The sequence below is a fragment of the Actinoplanes ianthinogenes genome (assembly GCF_018324205.1).
Taxonomy (GTDB): Bacteria; Actinomycetota; Actinomycetes; order Mycobacteriales; family Micromonosporaceae; genus Actinoplanes; species Actinoplanes ianthinogenes.
The window spans coordinates 7,508,752-7,523,825 of the sequence record NZ_AP023356.1; the positions used below are offsets into that span (position 1 = coordinate 7,508,752).

At 71.8% G+C, this 15,074-nt stretch carries 12 protein-coding genes and 1 pseudogene; 8 read left to right on the top strand and 5 right to left on the bottom strand.

Going from position 1 to position 15,074, the window contains the following annotated elements:
* The first annotated feature begins 16 nt into the window (after positions 1 to 16).
* Complete coding sequence (locus Aiant_RS33970) at positions 17 to 529, top strand: DUF5666 domain-containing protein (protein WP_189333030.1); 513 nt, start codon at positions 17 to 19, stop codon at positions 527 to 529.
* Position 530: 1 nt separating this feature from the next.
* Here the strand turns inward: Aiant_RS33970 and Aiant_RS33975 are convergent, their stop codons facing one another.
* The 3 genes from Aiant_RS33975 to Aiant_RS33985 form a co-directional block, all read right to left on the bottom strand.
* Entirely contained in the window at positions 531 to 1,355 is an 825-nt protein-coding gene (locus tag Aiant_RS33975) for a Cof-type HAD-IIB family hydrolase (RefSeq protein ID WP_189333031.1), read from the bottom strand.
* Positions 1,356 to 1,453: 98 nt separating this feature from the next.
* On the bottom strand, positions 1,454 to 1,714 hold the full coding sequence (locus Aiant_RS33980; protein ID WP_189333032.1) for a DUF3040 domain-containing protein: 261 nt from the start codon (positions 1,712 to 1,714) through the stop codon (positions 1,454 to 1,456).
* A 75-nt stretch (positions 1,715 to 1,789) separates the two neighbouring features.
* Entirely contained in the window at positions 1,790 to 2,893 is a 1,104-nt protein-coding gene (locus tag Aiant_RS33985; RefSeq protein ID WP_189333033.1) for a M20/M25/M40 family metallo-hydrolase, read from the bottom strand.
* 120 nt (positions 2,894 to 3,013) lie between these two features.
* Here Aiant_RS33985 and Aiant_RS33990 point away from each other — a divergent pair, with 120 nt between their 5' ends.
* The 6 genes and pseudogenes from Aiant_RS33990 (at position 3,014) to Aiant_RS34010 (ending at position 11,232) form a co-directional block, all read left to right on the top strand.
* Positions 3,014 to 3,778: a GNAT family N-acetyltransferase gene (locus Aiant_RS33990; RefSeq protein WP_189333034.1), complete on the top strand. Its 765-nt coding sequence runs from the start codon at positions 3,014 to 3,016 to the stop codon at positions 3,776 to 3,778.
* Positions 3,775 to 4,407 (top strand): MurR/RpiR family transcriptional regulator, encoded by a 633-nt coding sequence (locus tag Aiant_RS33995; protein WP_189333035.1) that lies wholly within the window; start codon positions 3,775 to 3,777, stop codon positions 4,405 to 4,407. Before Aiant_RS33990 ends, Aiant_RS33995 begins: the two co-directional genes overlap by 4 nt.
* Positions 4,404 to 5,504, top strand: coding sequence for an o-succinylbenzoate synthase (gene menC, locus Aiant_RS34000; protein WP_189333036.1), 1,101 nt, complete (start codon positions 4,404 to 4,406; stop codon positions 5,502 to 5,504). Before Aiant_RS33995 ends, menC begins: the two co-directional genes overlap by 4 nt.
* Before the next feature lie 816 nt (positions 5,505 to 6,320).
* Positions 6,321 to 7,007, top strand: a complete 687-nt coding sequence (locus Aiant_RS34005) for a hypothetical protein (protein ID WP_189333037.1) — start codon at positions 6,321 to 6,323, stop codon at positions 7,005 to 7,007.
* A 139-nt stretch (positions 7,008 to 7,146) separates the two neighbouring features.
* Positions 7,147 to 7,524 (top strand): annotated as a pseudogene (locus tag Aiant_RS47130) (NB-ARC domain-containing protein); the annotation flags it as partial.
* A 63-nt stretch (positions 7,525 to 7,587) separates the two neighbouring features.
* The gene (locus Aiant_RS34010; protein ID WP_229830626.1) at positions 7,588 to 11,232 is read left to right on the top strand and encodes a WD40 repeat domain-containing protein; all 3,645 of its coding nucleotides are present in this window, start codon (positions 7,588 to 7,590) and stop codon (positions 11,230 to 11,232) included.
* Between the two features lie 48 nt (positions 11,233 to 11,280).
* On the opposite strand, the gene Aiant_RS34015 is transcribed toward Aiant_RS34010, so the two are convergent.
* The gene (locus tag Aiant_RS34015) at positions 11,281 to 13,065 is read right to left on the bottom strand and encodes an MFS transporter (protein ID WP_189333039.1); all 1,785 of its coding nucleotides are present in this window, start codon (positions 13,063 to 13,065) and stop codon (positions 11,281 to 11,283) included.
* On the opposite strand from Aiant_RS34015, the gene Aiant_RS34020 reads away from it, so the two are divergent.
* Positions 13,036 to 13,629 carry a CGNR zinc finger domain-containing protein gene (locus Aiant_RS34020; RefSeq protein WP_189333040.1) on the top strand — a complete coding sequence of 198 codons (594 nt, stop codon included), beginning with the start codon at positions 13,036 to 13,038 and terminating at the stop codon, positions 13,627 to 13,629. The two genes, Aiant_RS34015 and Aiant_RS34020, sit on opposite strands and share 30 nt — an antisense overlap.
* Before the next feature lie 8 nt (positions 13,630 to 13,637).
* Here Aiant_RS34020 and Aiant_RS34025 read toward each other — a convergent pair whose 3' ends face one another.
* Positions 13,638 to 14,966, bottom strand: a complete 1,329-nt coding sequence (locus Aiant_RS34025; protein ID WP_229830629.1) for a transaminase — start codon at positions 14,964 to 14,966, stop codon at positions 13,638 to 13,640.
* Positions 14,967 to 15,074: the final 108 nt, after the last annotated feature.

The window sequence follows — 15,074 nt, forward strand, 5'->3', positions numbered from 1 at the left end:
AAATGCGAGGATGCAGATGAACGACGACACGGATGTCCTGCCCCGCACCCCGACCGAGGCCGAGCACGAGGACCTGAACAGCGCCATCGCGCACGCCGCGCCGAAGCGCTGGTGGAACCGGACCACGCTGGTGCTGGCCGGGCTGGTGCTGCTGGTCGGCGGGTTCCTCGGTGGCGTGCAGGTCCACAAGCACTGGGGCTCGTCCGCATCCTCGTCCGCCACGACCGCCACGCCGTCCGGTGGCGGCGCCTTCCCCGGCGGGGCCGGGATGCCCAGCGGCGCGATCGGTCAGGGTCAGGCCAGGCCGGGTGGTGGGACCGCCGGGACGGTCACCAAGGTCGACGGCAGCATTCTTTACGTGCAGACCGAGGCGGGGGAGACCATTACGGTACGCACGTCCGACAGCACCGCCGTGAGCAAGACGACGCCCGCCACCGTGGCCGAGCTGACCACCGGCCTGAAGGTGACGATCGAGGGCATCCCCGACAGCGAGGGCATCATCTCCGCCACGGCCATCACCGCGAGTTGACTCAGTGCCACGGCAGGGCGCGCGGCAGGATGTAGCGCTCGACGGCGGTGGCGAAGCCGTCCTCCTCGTTGGTGCCGGTGACGTACGTGGCCTGCCGCCGCACCTCCTCGGGCCCGTTGCCCATCGCCACGCTGAGCCCGCCGCGCCGGAACATCAGCACGTCGTTGACCTGGTCGCCGATGGTGGCGATCCGTTCGGTGGGCACGTCGAAGTAGTGCGACAGCCGCTCGACCACCACGCCCTTGTTCGCCGACGGGTGGGTCACGTCGACGTAGTGCGGCTGGGAGCGGGAGGCGGAGACCCGGGTGTCGTATTCCCGCTGCACCGCCCGCTCGGCCGCGGCGACCTTCGCGTGGTCGTCGCTGATCCCGACGATCTTGACGATCCGGTCCCGGAACTCGTCGTAGTCGCCCACCACCGTCGGCGGGAACCGGCAGGTACGGGTCTCCCGCTCGGCGTGCGGCGCGTTCGCGTCGGTCACGTACCACTCGGTGGCCGTGTAGATCCAGACGAAGAGGTCGTGTGCCCGGCAGGTCTCGATCAGGGGGAGCGAGAGGTCGGCCGGCACCGGTCGCTGGTCGGCCACCGTCATGTCGGGCAGCACGATCACCCCGCCGTTGAAGGCGGCCATCGGGAACTCCATCCCCAGTGGCTCGACCAGCATCCGCATGCCGCGCGGCGGCCGGCCGCTGGTCAGGCAGAACAGCACGCCGTGCGCGTGCAGCCGGTGGACCGCGTCGATGGTCCGTGGGGTCAGTTCCTTCTTCTTGTTCACCAGGGTGCCGTCCACGTCGGCGAGGACGGCCGAGATCGGTTCGCCGCGCATCTCAGTCCGTCCAGGTCCAGTCATCCATGCTGGACACCGTGGCCGGTGGGTGCTGGGCAGGCATCCCCCGTCGGGGATGAGAACGGTGACGGCCCAGGTCAGCGGGCCTGGCGGCGGATCAGCACGACCGCGATCGCGGCGGCGAAAAGATCGAGGACGATCAGCACGCCCGGCCAGCCGAACAGGAGCATGACCACCGGCACGAGGATGAACAGCAGCGCGCACAGCACCGGTACGGCCGGGAACGTGGGCGCCGGCGGCACGCCGGCCAGGCCGGCCATCCGGGACGCGAACTCGGAGTCGCCGTTCAGGTTGCGTTCCAGCTCGGCCAGGGCACGGCGTTCGTAATCGTTCAGCATCGATTCACCCCCGGAGGTCCATCGGCCTCCCTCCGGTTACCCATGGCCGCCGGCGGCCAAACCGCGCGGGAAAACTCACGTACCGGACAGGCCTCGCCGGGTCAGCAGGGCGGTGAGCAGGGCGACGCGCTCGGCGATGCCGGAGAGGGACACCCACTCCGTGCGGGCGTGGGCGCCGCCGCCGGGTGGCGCCAGTCCGTCCACGGTGGGGCGGCCGAGGGCTCCGGTCGTGTTGGTGTCGGCCGCGCCGTCGGCCGGGCCGCCCCCGAGGGTCTGCCCGATGCCGGCCGCGACCGCGGCGATCCGCGCCAGCAACTCGTCGCCGGCGGCGGACGGCTGCCAGGTAGGACGGTGGGAGAGCAGGCGCAGGTCGACGGTGGCGCGGGGGCGGATCGGGCGGAGCGCCGCCAGGTCGCCGAGGACCACCCGCTCGTCCTCCGGGTCGGCGAACCGCAACCCCAGGTCGGCGTGGGCCCGCCCGGCCACCACATTGGTCCGGCCGCCGCCCGCGATCGTGCCGGTGTTGACCAGCACCGGCCGCCCGGCGCCGATCTCGCGGACCCGCAGCAGCTGATCGACGAGCTCGTCGATCGCGTTCACGCCGGCCAGCGGGTCGAGCGCGGCGTGTGCCTCCACCCCGGTCACCGTGATCCGGCCCCGGGTGCTGCCGCGCCGCCCGGTCTTCAGGTCGCCGCCCGGGTGCGGCGGCTCCAGGCCGAGCACCACGGACGCCCGGCGGGCCTCGGACTCGACCAGGCCGGTCGCGGTCGGTGACCCGATCTCCTCGTCGGCGACCACGACCACCCGGATCTCCGGGTGCGGCCCATCGACCGCCGCGACCGCGGCGAGCAGGGCCGCGATGCCGGCCTTGGTGTCGTAGACCCCCGGACCCCGGATCGCGTCGCCGTCCACCGTCCACGGCATCGAAGCCAGCGTGCCCACCGGCCAGACCGTGTCGTAGTGGGTGAGGAAGAGGATCGGGGCACCCACGACCTCGCGGGCGGGCAGAGTCCAGATCAGGTGGTCGCCGGTGGGATGCGTCTCGCGGGCGGTGCCGAAACCGGCCGCGGCGGCGTCCGACTCCAGCAGCTCGGCCAGCTCGGCCAGGGCGCGCGGGTCACCGGTGGGCGACTCGACATGGGTGTAGCGATGCAGTGCCGCGACCGCGGTAGACGACATATGTGAACGCTAAGTTGTGCCACAACCGTTGTCAACGCGCTGCAATGCCGCCAGGATGACACTTATACGTTCGCTATCTTTTCGCCGGAGCGCTTCGGCGCTTCGGCCAGGGAGGCACGGATGGACGTGGTGGTGCGTGAGCTGGACGGGATGGCCGAGTGGACGGCGGCCGGGTCGCTCTACCGCGAGGTGTTCGGGTACACCGACCCCGAGTGGGGGCTCAACCCGCGCCTGCTGGCCGCCCTCCGGGAGAACGGCGGGACGGTCATCGGGGCGCTCACCGGCGCCGGCGACCTGGTCGGCTTCTGCTATGGCTTCCCCGGGGTCACCGGCCGGGAGCACTACCACTATTCGCAGGCCGCGGTGGTCGCGGCGGCCGCGCAGGGCGCCGGGGTCGGCCGGCTGCTGAAGGTCGCGCAGGCGGCCGCCGCCCGGCGGACCGGCGCCCGGACCATGCGGTGGACCTTCGATCCGTACGCGCTGCGCAACGCCCACTTCAACTTCGCGGTGCTCGGGGCGACCGGGATCCGCCTCCTGCCGGACTTCTACGGCGAGGCGGGCACCGACCGGGTCCTGGTGAGCTGGGACCTGGACCGGGCCGTTCCGCACCTGACCGATACCGATCCGCTGCCCGGCGCTTCCGGCCGTACCCGAATCGGGTCTGACGGGCCCGGCTCCGGACCCTCCGGAGGCGGGCGGCGGACCTCGGTCGTGGTCGCGGCCGACGACCGGCGGGCGGCGCCCGATCCGGCGGACCGAGCCTGGTTGCGGCAGGAGTTGCTGGCCCAGTTCGCGGACGGGCGACGGCTGGTCGGCGTGGTGCGGCCGGGCGGTGATCCGGGGCGGGCGGCCTACCTGTTCGCGATCGGCGAGGATGGGGCGTGACTTCCCGGGGAACGCCCGCCGACCGCTTCGACCGCAACGTCCAGCGGCGCTCGGCGCAGGTGCTCAAGCAGCGGGTGCTGGAGCAGCAGCGGACCGCGTTCGATCAGGTGCTGGCGTGGGCCGCGGACCACGACGCGATCGAGCGGGCCGCGGCACTGATCGTCTCGGCGCGGCGGCGGTACCTGATCGGGTCCGGCAAGTCGCTGAGTTACGCGTCGCTGCTCGCCGCCGACCTGAGCGCCGGGCTCTCCGCGGTGCATCTGGTCGACGGCGCGGCGCTGCGCGCGCTCGAGGTGCTCAGCGACGTCCGGCAGGGAGACCTGCTGGTCGCGGTCTCGCTGGAGAGGTATCGGCGGGAGACGGTCGAGGTCGCCTCGGCTTACGTACGCCACGGGGGCGACCTGGTCCTGATCACCGACGCCGAGGACGCCCCGCTGACCGGGATCGCCACGACCCGGATCGTGGTGGGGACCGGCAGCGCGTCGTACGCCAACTCGCCCACCTCGATCGCGCTGGTCCTGCACCTGCTCGCGACCCTGACCATCGCCAGTTCCAAAGGCGCCGGGAGGCGCCTGCGCGAGCGTGACGCGCTTGCCGCCGAACTGAACCTCTACGTGGGGGAGACATGATCCGGATTCGGCACGTCGACCTGCGGCGGGTACGCCTGCCGCTGGTCCGTCGGTTCCAGACCAGCTCGCACGCCAAGCGGGAGCTGGAGCACATCCTGGTGGCGCTCACCGACGAGTCGGGGGCGGTCGGGTGGGGGGAGATCGCCTCGCCGAGCGGGCCGTTCTACTCCGCGGAGACGGTGGAGAGTTGCTGGGCGGTGGCGCGGGATCACCTGACGCCGCTGGTGCTCGGGGCGGCCTGGGAGCATCCGGCGGAGCTGGCGGCGCTGCTCGGGAAGGTGCGGGGGAACCACTTCGCGCGGGCCGGGTTCGACATGGCGGCGTGGGCGTTGTGGTCGGAGCTCCAGGGGGTCTCGCTGGCCGCGGCGCTGGGTGGGAGCCGGTCCCGGATCGAGGCCGGGGTGTCGCTGGGGATCGAGCCGTCGGTCGACGAGTTGCTCGCTCAGGCGCGGTTGCGGGTCTCTGAGGGGTATCGGCGGATCAAGCTGAAGATCGCCCCGGGGTGGGACGTGGTGCCGGTCCGGGCCGTCCGATCCGCATTTCCCGAAATTTCGGTGCATGTCGATGCCAATGGTGCTTACGCGCTCGATGACGCCGATGTTTTCCGGGAGCTGGACACCCTGGGGCTGCTGATGATCGAGCAACCCTTCGCGCCGCGGGCCTTCGTCGCCCACGCCGCGCTCCAGGAGATGGTGGAGACCCCGGTCTGCCTGGACGAGTCGGTCGAGGAGGTGGAGGACCTGATCACCGCGTTGCGGTTGAAGGCCGTCCGGATCCTCAACATCAAGGTGTCCCGGATGGGCGGCCTCACCCCCGCGGTGCGCGCCCACGACCTGGCCCGGGACGAGGGCGTGCCGGTGTGGTGCGGCGGCATGCACGAGTTCGGCGTCGGCCGCGCGGCGAACGTGGCGCTCAGCTCGCTGCCCGGGTTCGTCCTGCCGGCCGACGTCTCCGGCTCGGACAAGTACTACGCCCGGGACGTCACCACCGCGCCGGTGGTCTGCGAGTCCGGCTTCGTCACGGTGCCGTCGGCGCCCGGCCTGGGGTGGGAGCCGGACCTGGCGTTCCTGGAGGAGCGCACGGTCGCCCGGCTCTGACAGGCAGCCGGCCGGTCAGCACGGTTACCGCAGGTAGTCGGCCGGGTACCCGGCACGGATGGCTCTCCGGCGGAGGGCCACCCGGACTCGGCTGAGGTGACCGACCTCGATACATTGGGCCGGCGTCCGACAGGGGGAGGAACACCAGTGACCGGCACGGGGGATGAATCGGGAGCTACCTCGCAACCATCGGGTCCGCCACCGGATCCGACGGCGCCGCCCGCTCCTCCGCCTTCCCCTTCTGCGCTCTCCGACCCCGCTGCCCACGCTCCCTGGCCCGCGCCGGGTGCGCCGACGCCACCGGCCTATCAGCCGCCGGTGTCGCCGGTCTCCGAGTGGGGCCCTCCGGGTGATGGGGATCAGACGCCTGCCGCGCCGAGTGCCTGGCCGGCGCCGGCGCCGATCATCTCGCCGGCCAGCCAGCCGCCGTCGGATCCGTGGGCCCGGCCGGACGTCCCGGAGGACACTTCGTTCCTGGCGGCTCAGCCCCTTTCGCAGCAGTCGCCGCCTTCTGCTCAGCCTTTTCCGCAGCAGTCGCCGCCTTCTGCTCAGCCTTTTCCGCAGCAGTCGCCGCCTTCTGCTCAGCCTTTTCCGCAGCCACCGCCGCCCTTTTCGGGGCAGCCTGCCGCGGGTTACCCCGCGCCGCCACCCGGTGCCTACCCCGCGCCGCCGCCCGGTGCCTACCCGGCCGGTCCCTACCCGCCGCCCGGCGGATATGCCCAGCCGGGCTGGCCGCCGCCCCCGGCTTCCCCGGCCAGTCAGCGCCGGGGCGGCGCGATCGCGGGCGGGATCATCGCCGGGATCATCGCGGTCGTCGTGCTCTGCGTCGGCGGCATCGCCTACATCGGTCACCGGGTCGCCGACTCGGCCCGGGACAGCCTCAACGACTACCCGTACACCCTGCCCTCGGACTTCCCGACCTTCGACCCGTACACCCCCGGGCCGGCGGACACCGACACCGAGGACGAGCCGGACGCCTCGTCGACCGGCCCGGTGGCCAGCGAGGTGCCGGCCAAGGACATCTACGACCTGAACCAGGTCTGCGACGCGAACACGTACTTCCCGGCCGCGCCGAAACGGTCCGGCAAGGCACCGCACCCGGTGGTCCTGCTGACCAAGGACGGCCCGACCTCGGTGCGCTTCAAGAACCCGGTCTACTACTTCGACGACGAGGGCACCTCGGACGCGGCCGAGCGCACCTGGGCCGCCGACGACCCGAAGAATGTACAGATGGTGGCCTGCCTGGACCGGGTCAGCACCGGTGCGAAGATCCGGAACTGCAAGTACGACGATCCGAAACCGGACACCGCCTTCCTCTATCACGCGAACTGGCAGCTGCGCGTCTACGAGGTGGCCACCCACCGCCTCCTGCTGGACAGGAAACTGACCGGCAACGAGACCAAGTGCCCGTTCTCGGTCCTGGTCGGCGACGACAAGAAGATCTACGCCACCACCAGCGACCACTCGGTCATCTCCGCCCTGCGGAAGCTCGTGAAGCAGTAGCCGGGCACGGCCCAGCTCCGTTGGTTCCACCGTGACGCACGGCATACGGTGGCGGAGATGGGCCGAGGGGGCCGGGGCCAGGCTCGGCCGCGCGCGCAAGCCCCCGCCGCCCGCGCCTCCGGTGCCCGAGCCCGGCCCGATGCCGGAGCCACCGGAGGGCGTGCTCGTCGAACGGTCCGGTCTCCAGACCCGGCTCCGCAGCCTCCTGCTGGACGGGGAGGACCGGGTCGTCGGCATCCACGGGAGCGGCGGCTTCGGCAAGAGCACGCTGGTCGAGCAGGTCAGCCGCCTCCCAGAGATCCGCGCCCGCTTCCCGGGCGGTGTGCTGTGGGCTTCGATCGGCCAGCGGCGCACGGGTGCGAACCTCGCCGCGCTGATCGGGGACCTGGTGGTCCGGCTCGGCGGGGAGCGGCCCGCGGTGGTTTCCCCGCTTCAGGCGGGCCGGCGGCTCGTGGCCGCTGTGGATCAGCGTGCGCCGATGCTGCTCGTCCTCGACGACGTCTGGACGGCGGACCAGCTGGAGCCGTTCCTGGCGGGTGGTCCGCGGAGTCCCCGCGTGGTGACGACGCGGGTGACCACGTTGCTCGGCGCGGACGTACCCCGGCTGACGGTCGGCCCGATGACGCATGACGAGGCCACGGCCGTCCTCCTGCACGACCTGCCCGGCCTGCCCCTGCCGGACTTGACCGCGCTCCTGGCCCACACCGGCCGCTGGCCCCTGCTCCTGTCCCTGACCAACGCCACCCTCCGCGAACGCACCTCCCCACCCTCCCCGTCTCCGTCCCCTTCGGCCTCGCGCTTATCGCCGTCGTCGCCCTCGTCCTCGCCCCTGCCCCGGCTGTCGCCTTCGTCGCCTTTGTCCCCGCCGTCGCCGCCCCTCTCGCCTTCGTCCTCGCGCTCGTCTTCGCCTGGCGATTCCCTCAGAGCTTCAGGTGTGCCGGCTCGTCCGCGCGCGAGTGGACGGCAGCCGGGCGACTTGCGAGGGGTGGCGCACCGGCTGGTCGATCAGCTCGGCGCGGACGGGACCGTCGTGCTGGATCCGGCGGTGCCCTCGGAGCGTGAGCGCGCCCTCGACCGGGTCGTGCAGGCCGCCCTGGACCTGCTGCCCGAGGCGGATCAGCGGCGATTCCTGGAGCTGGCGATCTTCCCGGAGGGCACGACGATCCCGGACCACACCCTGGATCTGCTGTGGTCCGGGACGGGCGGTTTGTCACCGTCCGCTTCCTCCGATTTGCGTACGGCATTGACGCGCCTCGGGCTACTCCAGCGCCGGAGCGGGGGGACGTGGTTGCGGGACGTGCTCCGGGCGTACGTCAGAAATCGCCTCCCGGACGCCGAACTGCCGCAAGTGCACCGCCGTCTGGTGGAAATGGCTCGGCCGCGCAGCGGTGGTCCGTGGTGGACGGTGCCGCAAGCGGACCGCTACCTGTGGCGACACCTCGCCTTCCACCTGCGGGAGGCGCGCTGGTGGGACGAACTGTTCGCGGTGGCGACCGACCTGCGGCGCCTGGCGATCGGGATCCCGATGCTCGGCGTGGCGGCGGTCGTGGCCGATCTGGATCGGTTGCCGGATCCGCGCGCGGTGGCGTTGCGGGCGCGGCTGTCGCGGGCGGCGCCGCTGCTGCGGCCGATCCGTCCGGCGTCGGCGTTCGCGGACGTGCTGCTGTCGCGGCTGGCTGGGGCGCCGGAGCTGGCGGCCGAGGCGGCCGGGTTCGCGGGGGAGCAGCGGGGGCGGGCCGGGTTGGTGGCGCGGTGGCCGCTGCCGGATGTCGGGCCGGACAGTCTGAGCCGGGTGATCGGCGCGGGGGTGGGCTGGCTCGATTGTGGTGCTGTGGCGGGGGACGGTGGGTGGTTCGCTGCCGGTGGTGAGAGCGGCGTGATGTGTCTCGTCGAACCGGGGTCCGGTGCGATCCTGGGTCGGCTGGCCGGGGCGGGTGGGGTGAAAGCCCTGGTCGCGGTAGGGGATCGGCTGGTGTCCGGTGGGACTGACGGGTCGCTGCGGGTGTGGGACGTGCGGAGCCGGGCCCTGGAGCGGACCCTGTGGACGGCGGGTGCTGAGGTACTCGCGGTAGCGGCGTACGGCGAACGGATCGCGGCGGTTGGTGGGCGCGGGGAGCTGGCGGTTTTCGATCAGGTTTCGCGGGTCTTCGGATGGTGGGGTGGCGAGCGGCTCGTGGGGTGCGCGTTCCTCGACGTGGACCGCGTGCTGACGGTGAGCACGACCGGCACCATGACCGAGCACCACCTGCGAACCGGCCGCAGCCAACCCATCAGCGACCCGGACGGTTCCGCTGTGCTCGCGGTGGCGGTGGATCCGGATGGTTCCGCTGTGCTGCCGGTGGCGGTGGATCCCGATGGTTCCGCTGTGCCCCGGGTGGCGGTGGATCCCAATGGTTCCACTGTGCTGCCGGTGGCGGTGGACCAAGACGGTTCCGCTGTGCCACGGGTTGCGGTCGATCCCGATGGTTCCGCTGTGCCGCGGGTGGCGGTGGATCCCGACGGTTCCGCTGTCATCGCGGTGGCGGTGGATCCGGCGGGGGAGTGGGTGGCGCTGAGCCGGACGGACGGGGAGATCCGGGTGCACGGGCTGCGGGATGGTGGCGAGTCGGTTGTGCTGCGCGGGCATCAGGGGTGTGCGAGCACGCTGGTCGCCTTCGGCGACCGGATCATCTCCGGCGGGGAGGACGGCACGGTCCGGATCTGGGATCGATACGGGCCGGAGGTCGCCGTGGTGCGCGCTCACGCGGGCTGGGTCACGTCGTGCGTGCTCACCCCGGACCGGCGCACCCTGATCACCACCGGCAGCGACACGACGATCCGGGTGTGGCACCTGCCCCGCCTGATCCAGGAGACCGTGGCCGGCCCGATCGACTGGGTGAACACCTGCGCGCTTCTCCCGCCGTGCGCTCCGCACCCTTCTGACATGCCTGCCTCTTCGGGTGGGCTTGGCTCTTCCGGTCTCGAGCTGGTCACCGGCGGCCGTGACGGCATGGTCCGCCTGTGGCGCGCAGCCGATGCCCTCGCGAGCCCGATTTGGTCCGCGGGCGAGCCGGTGACCCACTGCGCGGTCGCCCCGGACGGCAACTGGATCGCCGCGCTCTGCGCCGGCCGAACCGTCCTCCTCCGGCGGCCCGATCCCGCAGCCGTATCGCATCCCACCGGTGAATGGGAGATGGAGGAGTGGCCCGCTGCGGTCGGCTGTGCCGTCGCACCGGACCTCGTTGCCTGGTGGGACACGGCAGGCGGCCTGGAGATCCGCTCGGTCACCGGCGCCGGATTCTTCCGCCGCGCGCACAGTCACCCGGTCCGTGCCGCCGCCTTCCTGCCCCGGCACCGCCTGATCTTCACCGACGAATCCGGAACCCTGACCGTCTGGCACTACCGCAGCGGCCGAACCCGCTCCATCCCAGCCCCGTCGTTCCCCACTCCCCGAACCACCTCACCCCACCTCACCGACACCGACCACTCTGACCGCGACCACCTCGCCGATGCCGGCCAGTCTGACCGCGACCAGCTCGCCGATGCCGGCCAGTCTGACCGCGACCGCGTTGACGTCGGTCGTGCTCACCGCGACCGCGTCAATAGCGGCCGCGCTGACCATGACCGCGTCGAGAGCGGTCGTGCTGACCGCGACCGCCTTGACTTCGGTCGTGCTGACCGCGATCCCATCGACGGCGGTATCGCTGACCGGGACGGTGTCGACGGCCGCCGTGCTGACCAGGACGGTGTCGGTGGCGGCCGTGCTTGCCGGGACGGTGTCGGTGGCGGCCGTGCTGACCGGGACGGTGTCAGTGGCGGCCGTGCTGACCGGGACGGTGTTGCTGGTGGGCGTGGTCTGACTATCCAGGTGGTTGCGGACCGGATCGTGCTGGTCGACGCCGTGGGTGTCGCGGTCTTCAGCGTGCGGGGACTTCGCCCGATCGCCGCTGCCGGGTTCGGCGACGGGCCGGTAACCGACGGCGCGATCTCGGCGGACGGCCGTTGGCTCGCCACCACGAGCGAAGCCGGTGAGCTGCGGATCTGGCCGCTCCCGCAACCCACGGAAGATCTGGAGCCGGTCGCCGCGATGCGGGTGGACGGCGCCCTTTTCGCCTGCACTTGGGTTCCGGGCAATCTCGACCTCTACGCGGTCGGGCAGCGCGGCGTGTATGCCTTCACCTTCCGTCCACCCCGGGTGCCCCCGCAGCCATCGGCGCCCACCCGACGGTCCCGCGGCAGCCGTTAGACCCGCTCTCCGTTGATCCACGCCACGCGGCAGACCTCGCCGATCCCGTCAGCCGCCGCTCCTTCGCCCCGCCACCGGCGTCAAGCTTTGCTCCCGTTCCGTCGCGGCCGACGCCGTTAGCCGATCCGCGGTCGGTGTGGAGTTTTGGTCTTGTTCTGTCGTGGCCGACGCCGTTAGCCGGTCCGCGGTCGGTGTGGAGTTCTGATCTCGTTCCGGGTTGGCCGACGCTGTCCGCCCATCCGCGGCGGGTGTCGAGGTCTGGTTTCGTTCCCTCGTTGCTGACGCCGTTCGCCGATCCGCGATCGATGTGGAGTTCTGATCTCGTTCCGTGTTGACCGACGCTGTCCGCCCATCCGCGGCGGGTGTCGAGGTCTGGTTTCGTTCCCTCGTTGCTGACGCCGCTCGCCCATCCGCGATCGATGTGGAGTTCTGGTCTTGCTCCGTCCTGACCGAGGCCATTCGCCGCCCCGCCGCCGGTGTTGAGTTCCGGTTTCGTTCCCTCGCGGCCGACGTCATCCGCCGGCTCACCCGGGACTCACTGACCTGCGAGAGGAGGCCGTGCGGGCGACCGGAATCGGCCGGCACCCTGGGCCGGTGGGTCAGAGCGGTGCCGGCCAGGGCGGCGAGCAGCGCGATCACCGTCACCGCCGCGCCCACCAGGACCGGGCCCTGGGCGCCGGTCCCGCCCACCAATGCGCTGCTCGCCGCGGCCCCGGCGGTGATCCCGACGTTGAAGGCGGTGGACACGCCGGCGGAGGCGGCATCGGTGCGGCCCGGCGCCAATCGCAAGATCAGCGCCGCGAACAGCACCGTGCTCGCGGAAAGCGCCGCGCCGGCCAGCGACATCGCGACGATCGCCATGACCGTGTCGTCGCCGAACAGGTACTGCCCGGCGAGCGCCACGGCCTGCACGCCGATCAGGGTGAGCACGCCGGGCCAGGCATACCGCCCCGCCACCCAGCCGGCGAACAGCACCCCGGCGAGCCCGGCCACACCCCGGGCGAACAGCGCCGGGCCGACCGCGGCGGGATCGACGCCGGTCACCTCGGTGAGGAACTCGCTGACGTACGTGAAAGCAGTGAACGCACCGGTGACCAGCAATGCGACAGTGACCAGCAGCACGCGGAAGCGAGCCGGATCCGGATCGCTGCCCCGGTCGGCGTCGCTGGAGCCCGGCGGCAGGTCGGGCATCAGCGCCGCGACAACCGCCAGGGCGATCAGCCCGAGCGCGGCCAGGGCGACGAACGCGATCCGCCAGGTCGTCTGCTGGCCCAGCCAGATGCCGGCCGGAACGCCGAGCAGGGGAGCGGCGGAACTGCCGCCGTACAGAATCGACATCGCCCGCCCCCGCCGGGCCGGCCGGACCAGGGACGCCGCGGCCGGTGTGACCACCGCCCAGAAGACCGCCTGACTCATCGCCACCGCGACCCGCCCGCCGAGCACCAGCGGATAACCCGGGGCGAACGCCGACACCAGCGTGCCGGCGACGGCGATCGCCAGTAGGAACGCGAGCAGTCGGCGTCGCCGGAACCGATGTGTCACCCGGGTCAGCGGGATAGTGCTGACCACGACGATCAGCCCGTACGCCGTCACGAGCTGGCCGGCGGCCGAAGCGCTGACGCCGAGACCGGCAGCCATCTGCGGGAGCAGGCCGATCGGCAGGTTCTCCAGCGTGACGTACAGGAACGTGGAGAGCGCGAGAGCTCCCACAGTGATCCACGAACGCATTTGCTTCCCCCTAAACGAGTTTCGGTGGTAGCTATCTCCGACGCTACCACCGTTCGGCGATATAGTGGGAACACCATGGATGAGCTCCGGATCGTCGGCGGGCACCGAGCCCTCGACCTGGCGAACACGGTTGAGCCCCGCCCGCCGGGCCGGGTCGAGAAAGACCACCTAGGCGAGCCGGGCGCGCTCCTGAGCTGGGCGATCCGCGCCGCGATCGTCGACGAGCCGGAGGCCGCCCGCATCGAGCGTGCCTGGGCGGCCGACCCCCGCGCCGCCGAGGCTGCGCTGGCTGACGCGCGCGCACTACGCGACCTGATCGACCCGGTGCTGGCCGGTGAGCGGCTCGACATTCTGACCGCGCGCTGGGCACAGGCCGTCGGCCGTTCCACCCTGGTCGCGCCCACCGACCATCACTCGCCGGCCGAACTCCGCGTCGGGCGGGAACCCGCGTGGACGATCCCGGACCGGCTCGCGGACGCGCTGGTGGATCTGGTCCGGACCGCCGACCGCAGCCGGTTGCGCACCTGCCCGCTCGACCAGGGCGGATGCGGCTGGCTCTTCCTGGATCGCAGCCGCAACGGCACCCGCCGCTGGTGCGCCATGGAGGACTGCGGCACTCACGCCAAGATCCGCCGCCTGACCGAGCGCCGCCGCACCCGCCGCGCCTGAGTGATCGGTCAGGCGCGGGTCAGCTCGGTCAGAGCGGCGTCGAAGATTTCGTGGTGACGCGCGACGTCGTCGAGCGTCGTCTCCGGGCACATCAGCGCCATGTTGTGGAACGGGGTCAGGAGCACCCCGCGATTGGCCAGGTAGACGTGCAGGAAGTCCTCCAACTCGGCGTCGGCGCCGGCGGCCGACTCCGTGCCGTTGCGCGGGGCCGGGTCGGCGAAGCGATATTCCACCCGGGCGCCGAGGCGGCTCACTGACCAGGGCAGATCGTGAGCCGTGAGCAGTTTCTGGATGCCGTCGGCGAACGCCGTCGCGGTCGAGATCATGGTGGCGAACGCGCCCTCGGTGAGCACCTCCTCCAGCGTCGCGCGGATCGCCGCCATCGACACCGGGTTGCCGGCGAGGGTGCCGCCCACCCCGCCCATGTCGACCAGGTCGAGATCGCCGCGAGCGGTCAGGGCGTCGGCGAGCTCCGCGGACAGACCGTAGGCGCCCACCGGCACACCGCCGCCGATCGCCTTGCCGATCGTCAGCACGTCGGGCTCCAGACCCCAGAAGCGCGTCGCCCCGCCCGGACCGGCCGAGAACGTGTGCGTCTCATCGTTGATCAGATAGGTGCCGTATTTCCTGGTCAGCTCGCGGACGCCGGCCAGGTAACCAGGCTCGGGCAGGACGATGCCGATATTCGTCAGCGCCGGCTCCATCAGCACCGCGGCCACGTCGCCGTGCGCCAGCTCGCGCTCCAGCCCGGCCAGATCGTTGAACTCGGCGACCCTGCTGGTCTCGGTCACGTCGACCGGCGCGCCGACGTTGCCCTCCCGGCTGCGACCGCGCCCGTCCGGGCCGACGACGATCAGCGACTCGTCCACCGAGCCGTGGTAGCAGTAGCTGTTGACCAGGATCTTTGGCCGGCCGGTGACGGCGCGCAGCAGGCGGATCGCCCACCGGTTCGCGTCGGTCGCGGTCAGCGCGAAACTCCAGAACGGCAATCCGAATCGGGCAGCCAGCTCGGCGCCGACGACCGCGGCATCCTCGGTCGGCATCATCGTGGTGGCGCCGCCCAGCTCGCCGAGCCGTCTGGTGACCGCGGCGACCACCGGCGCGGGCGAGTGGCCGGCCATGGCGCCGGTGTCACCGAGGCAGAAGTCGACGAACTCGTTACCGTCAATATCGGTCAGACGGTTGCCTCTGGCGGTCTTCAGGTAGACCGGGAAGCCGGCTGCGGTCTTGTTCATCCACGTCATCGGGACGCGCCCGAAGAGATGGTCGGCGCGGCTGTAGGCCGCTGCGGACCGCGGATGCCGCTCGGCGAAAGCGGCCCGCTCGCGCTCCGTCAACTGTTGGAGAATGAGGCGGTCAACCCCGGAATCCGTTGCCATGAGGCGAAGCTACCAGGGAATCCTCGGCGGCTGATCAGACCAGGGGATGAATTCAATATCAGACCG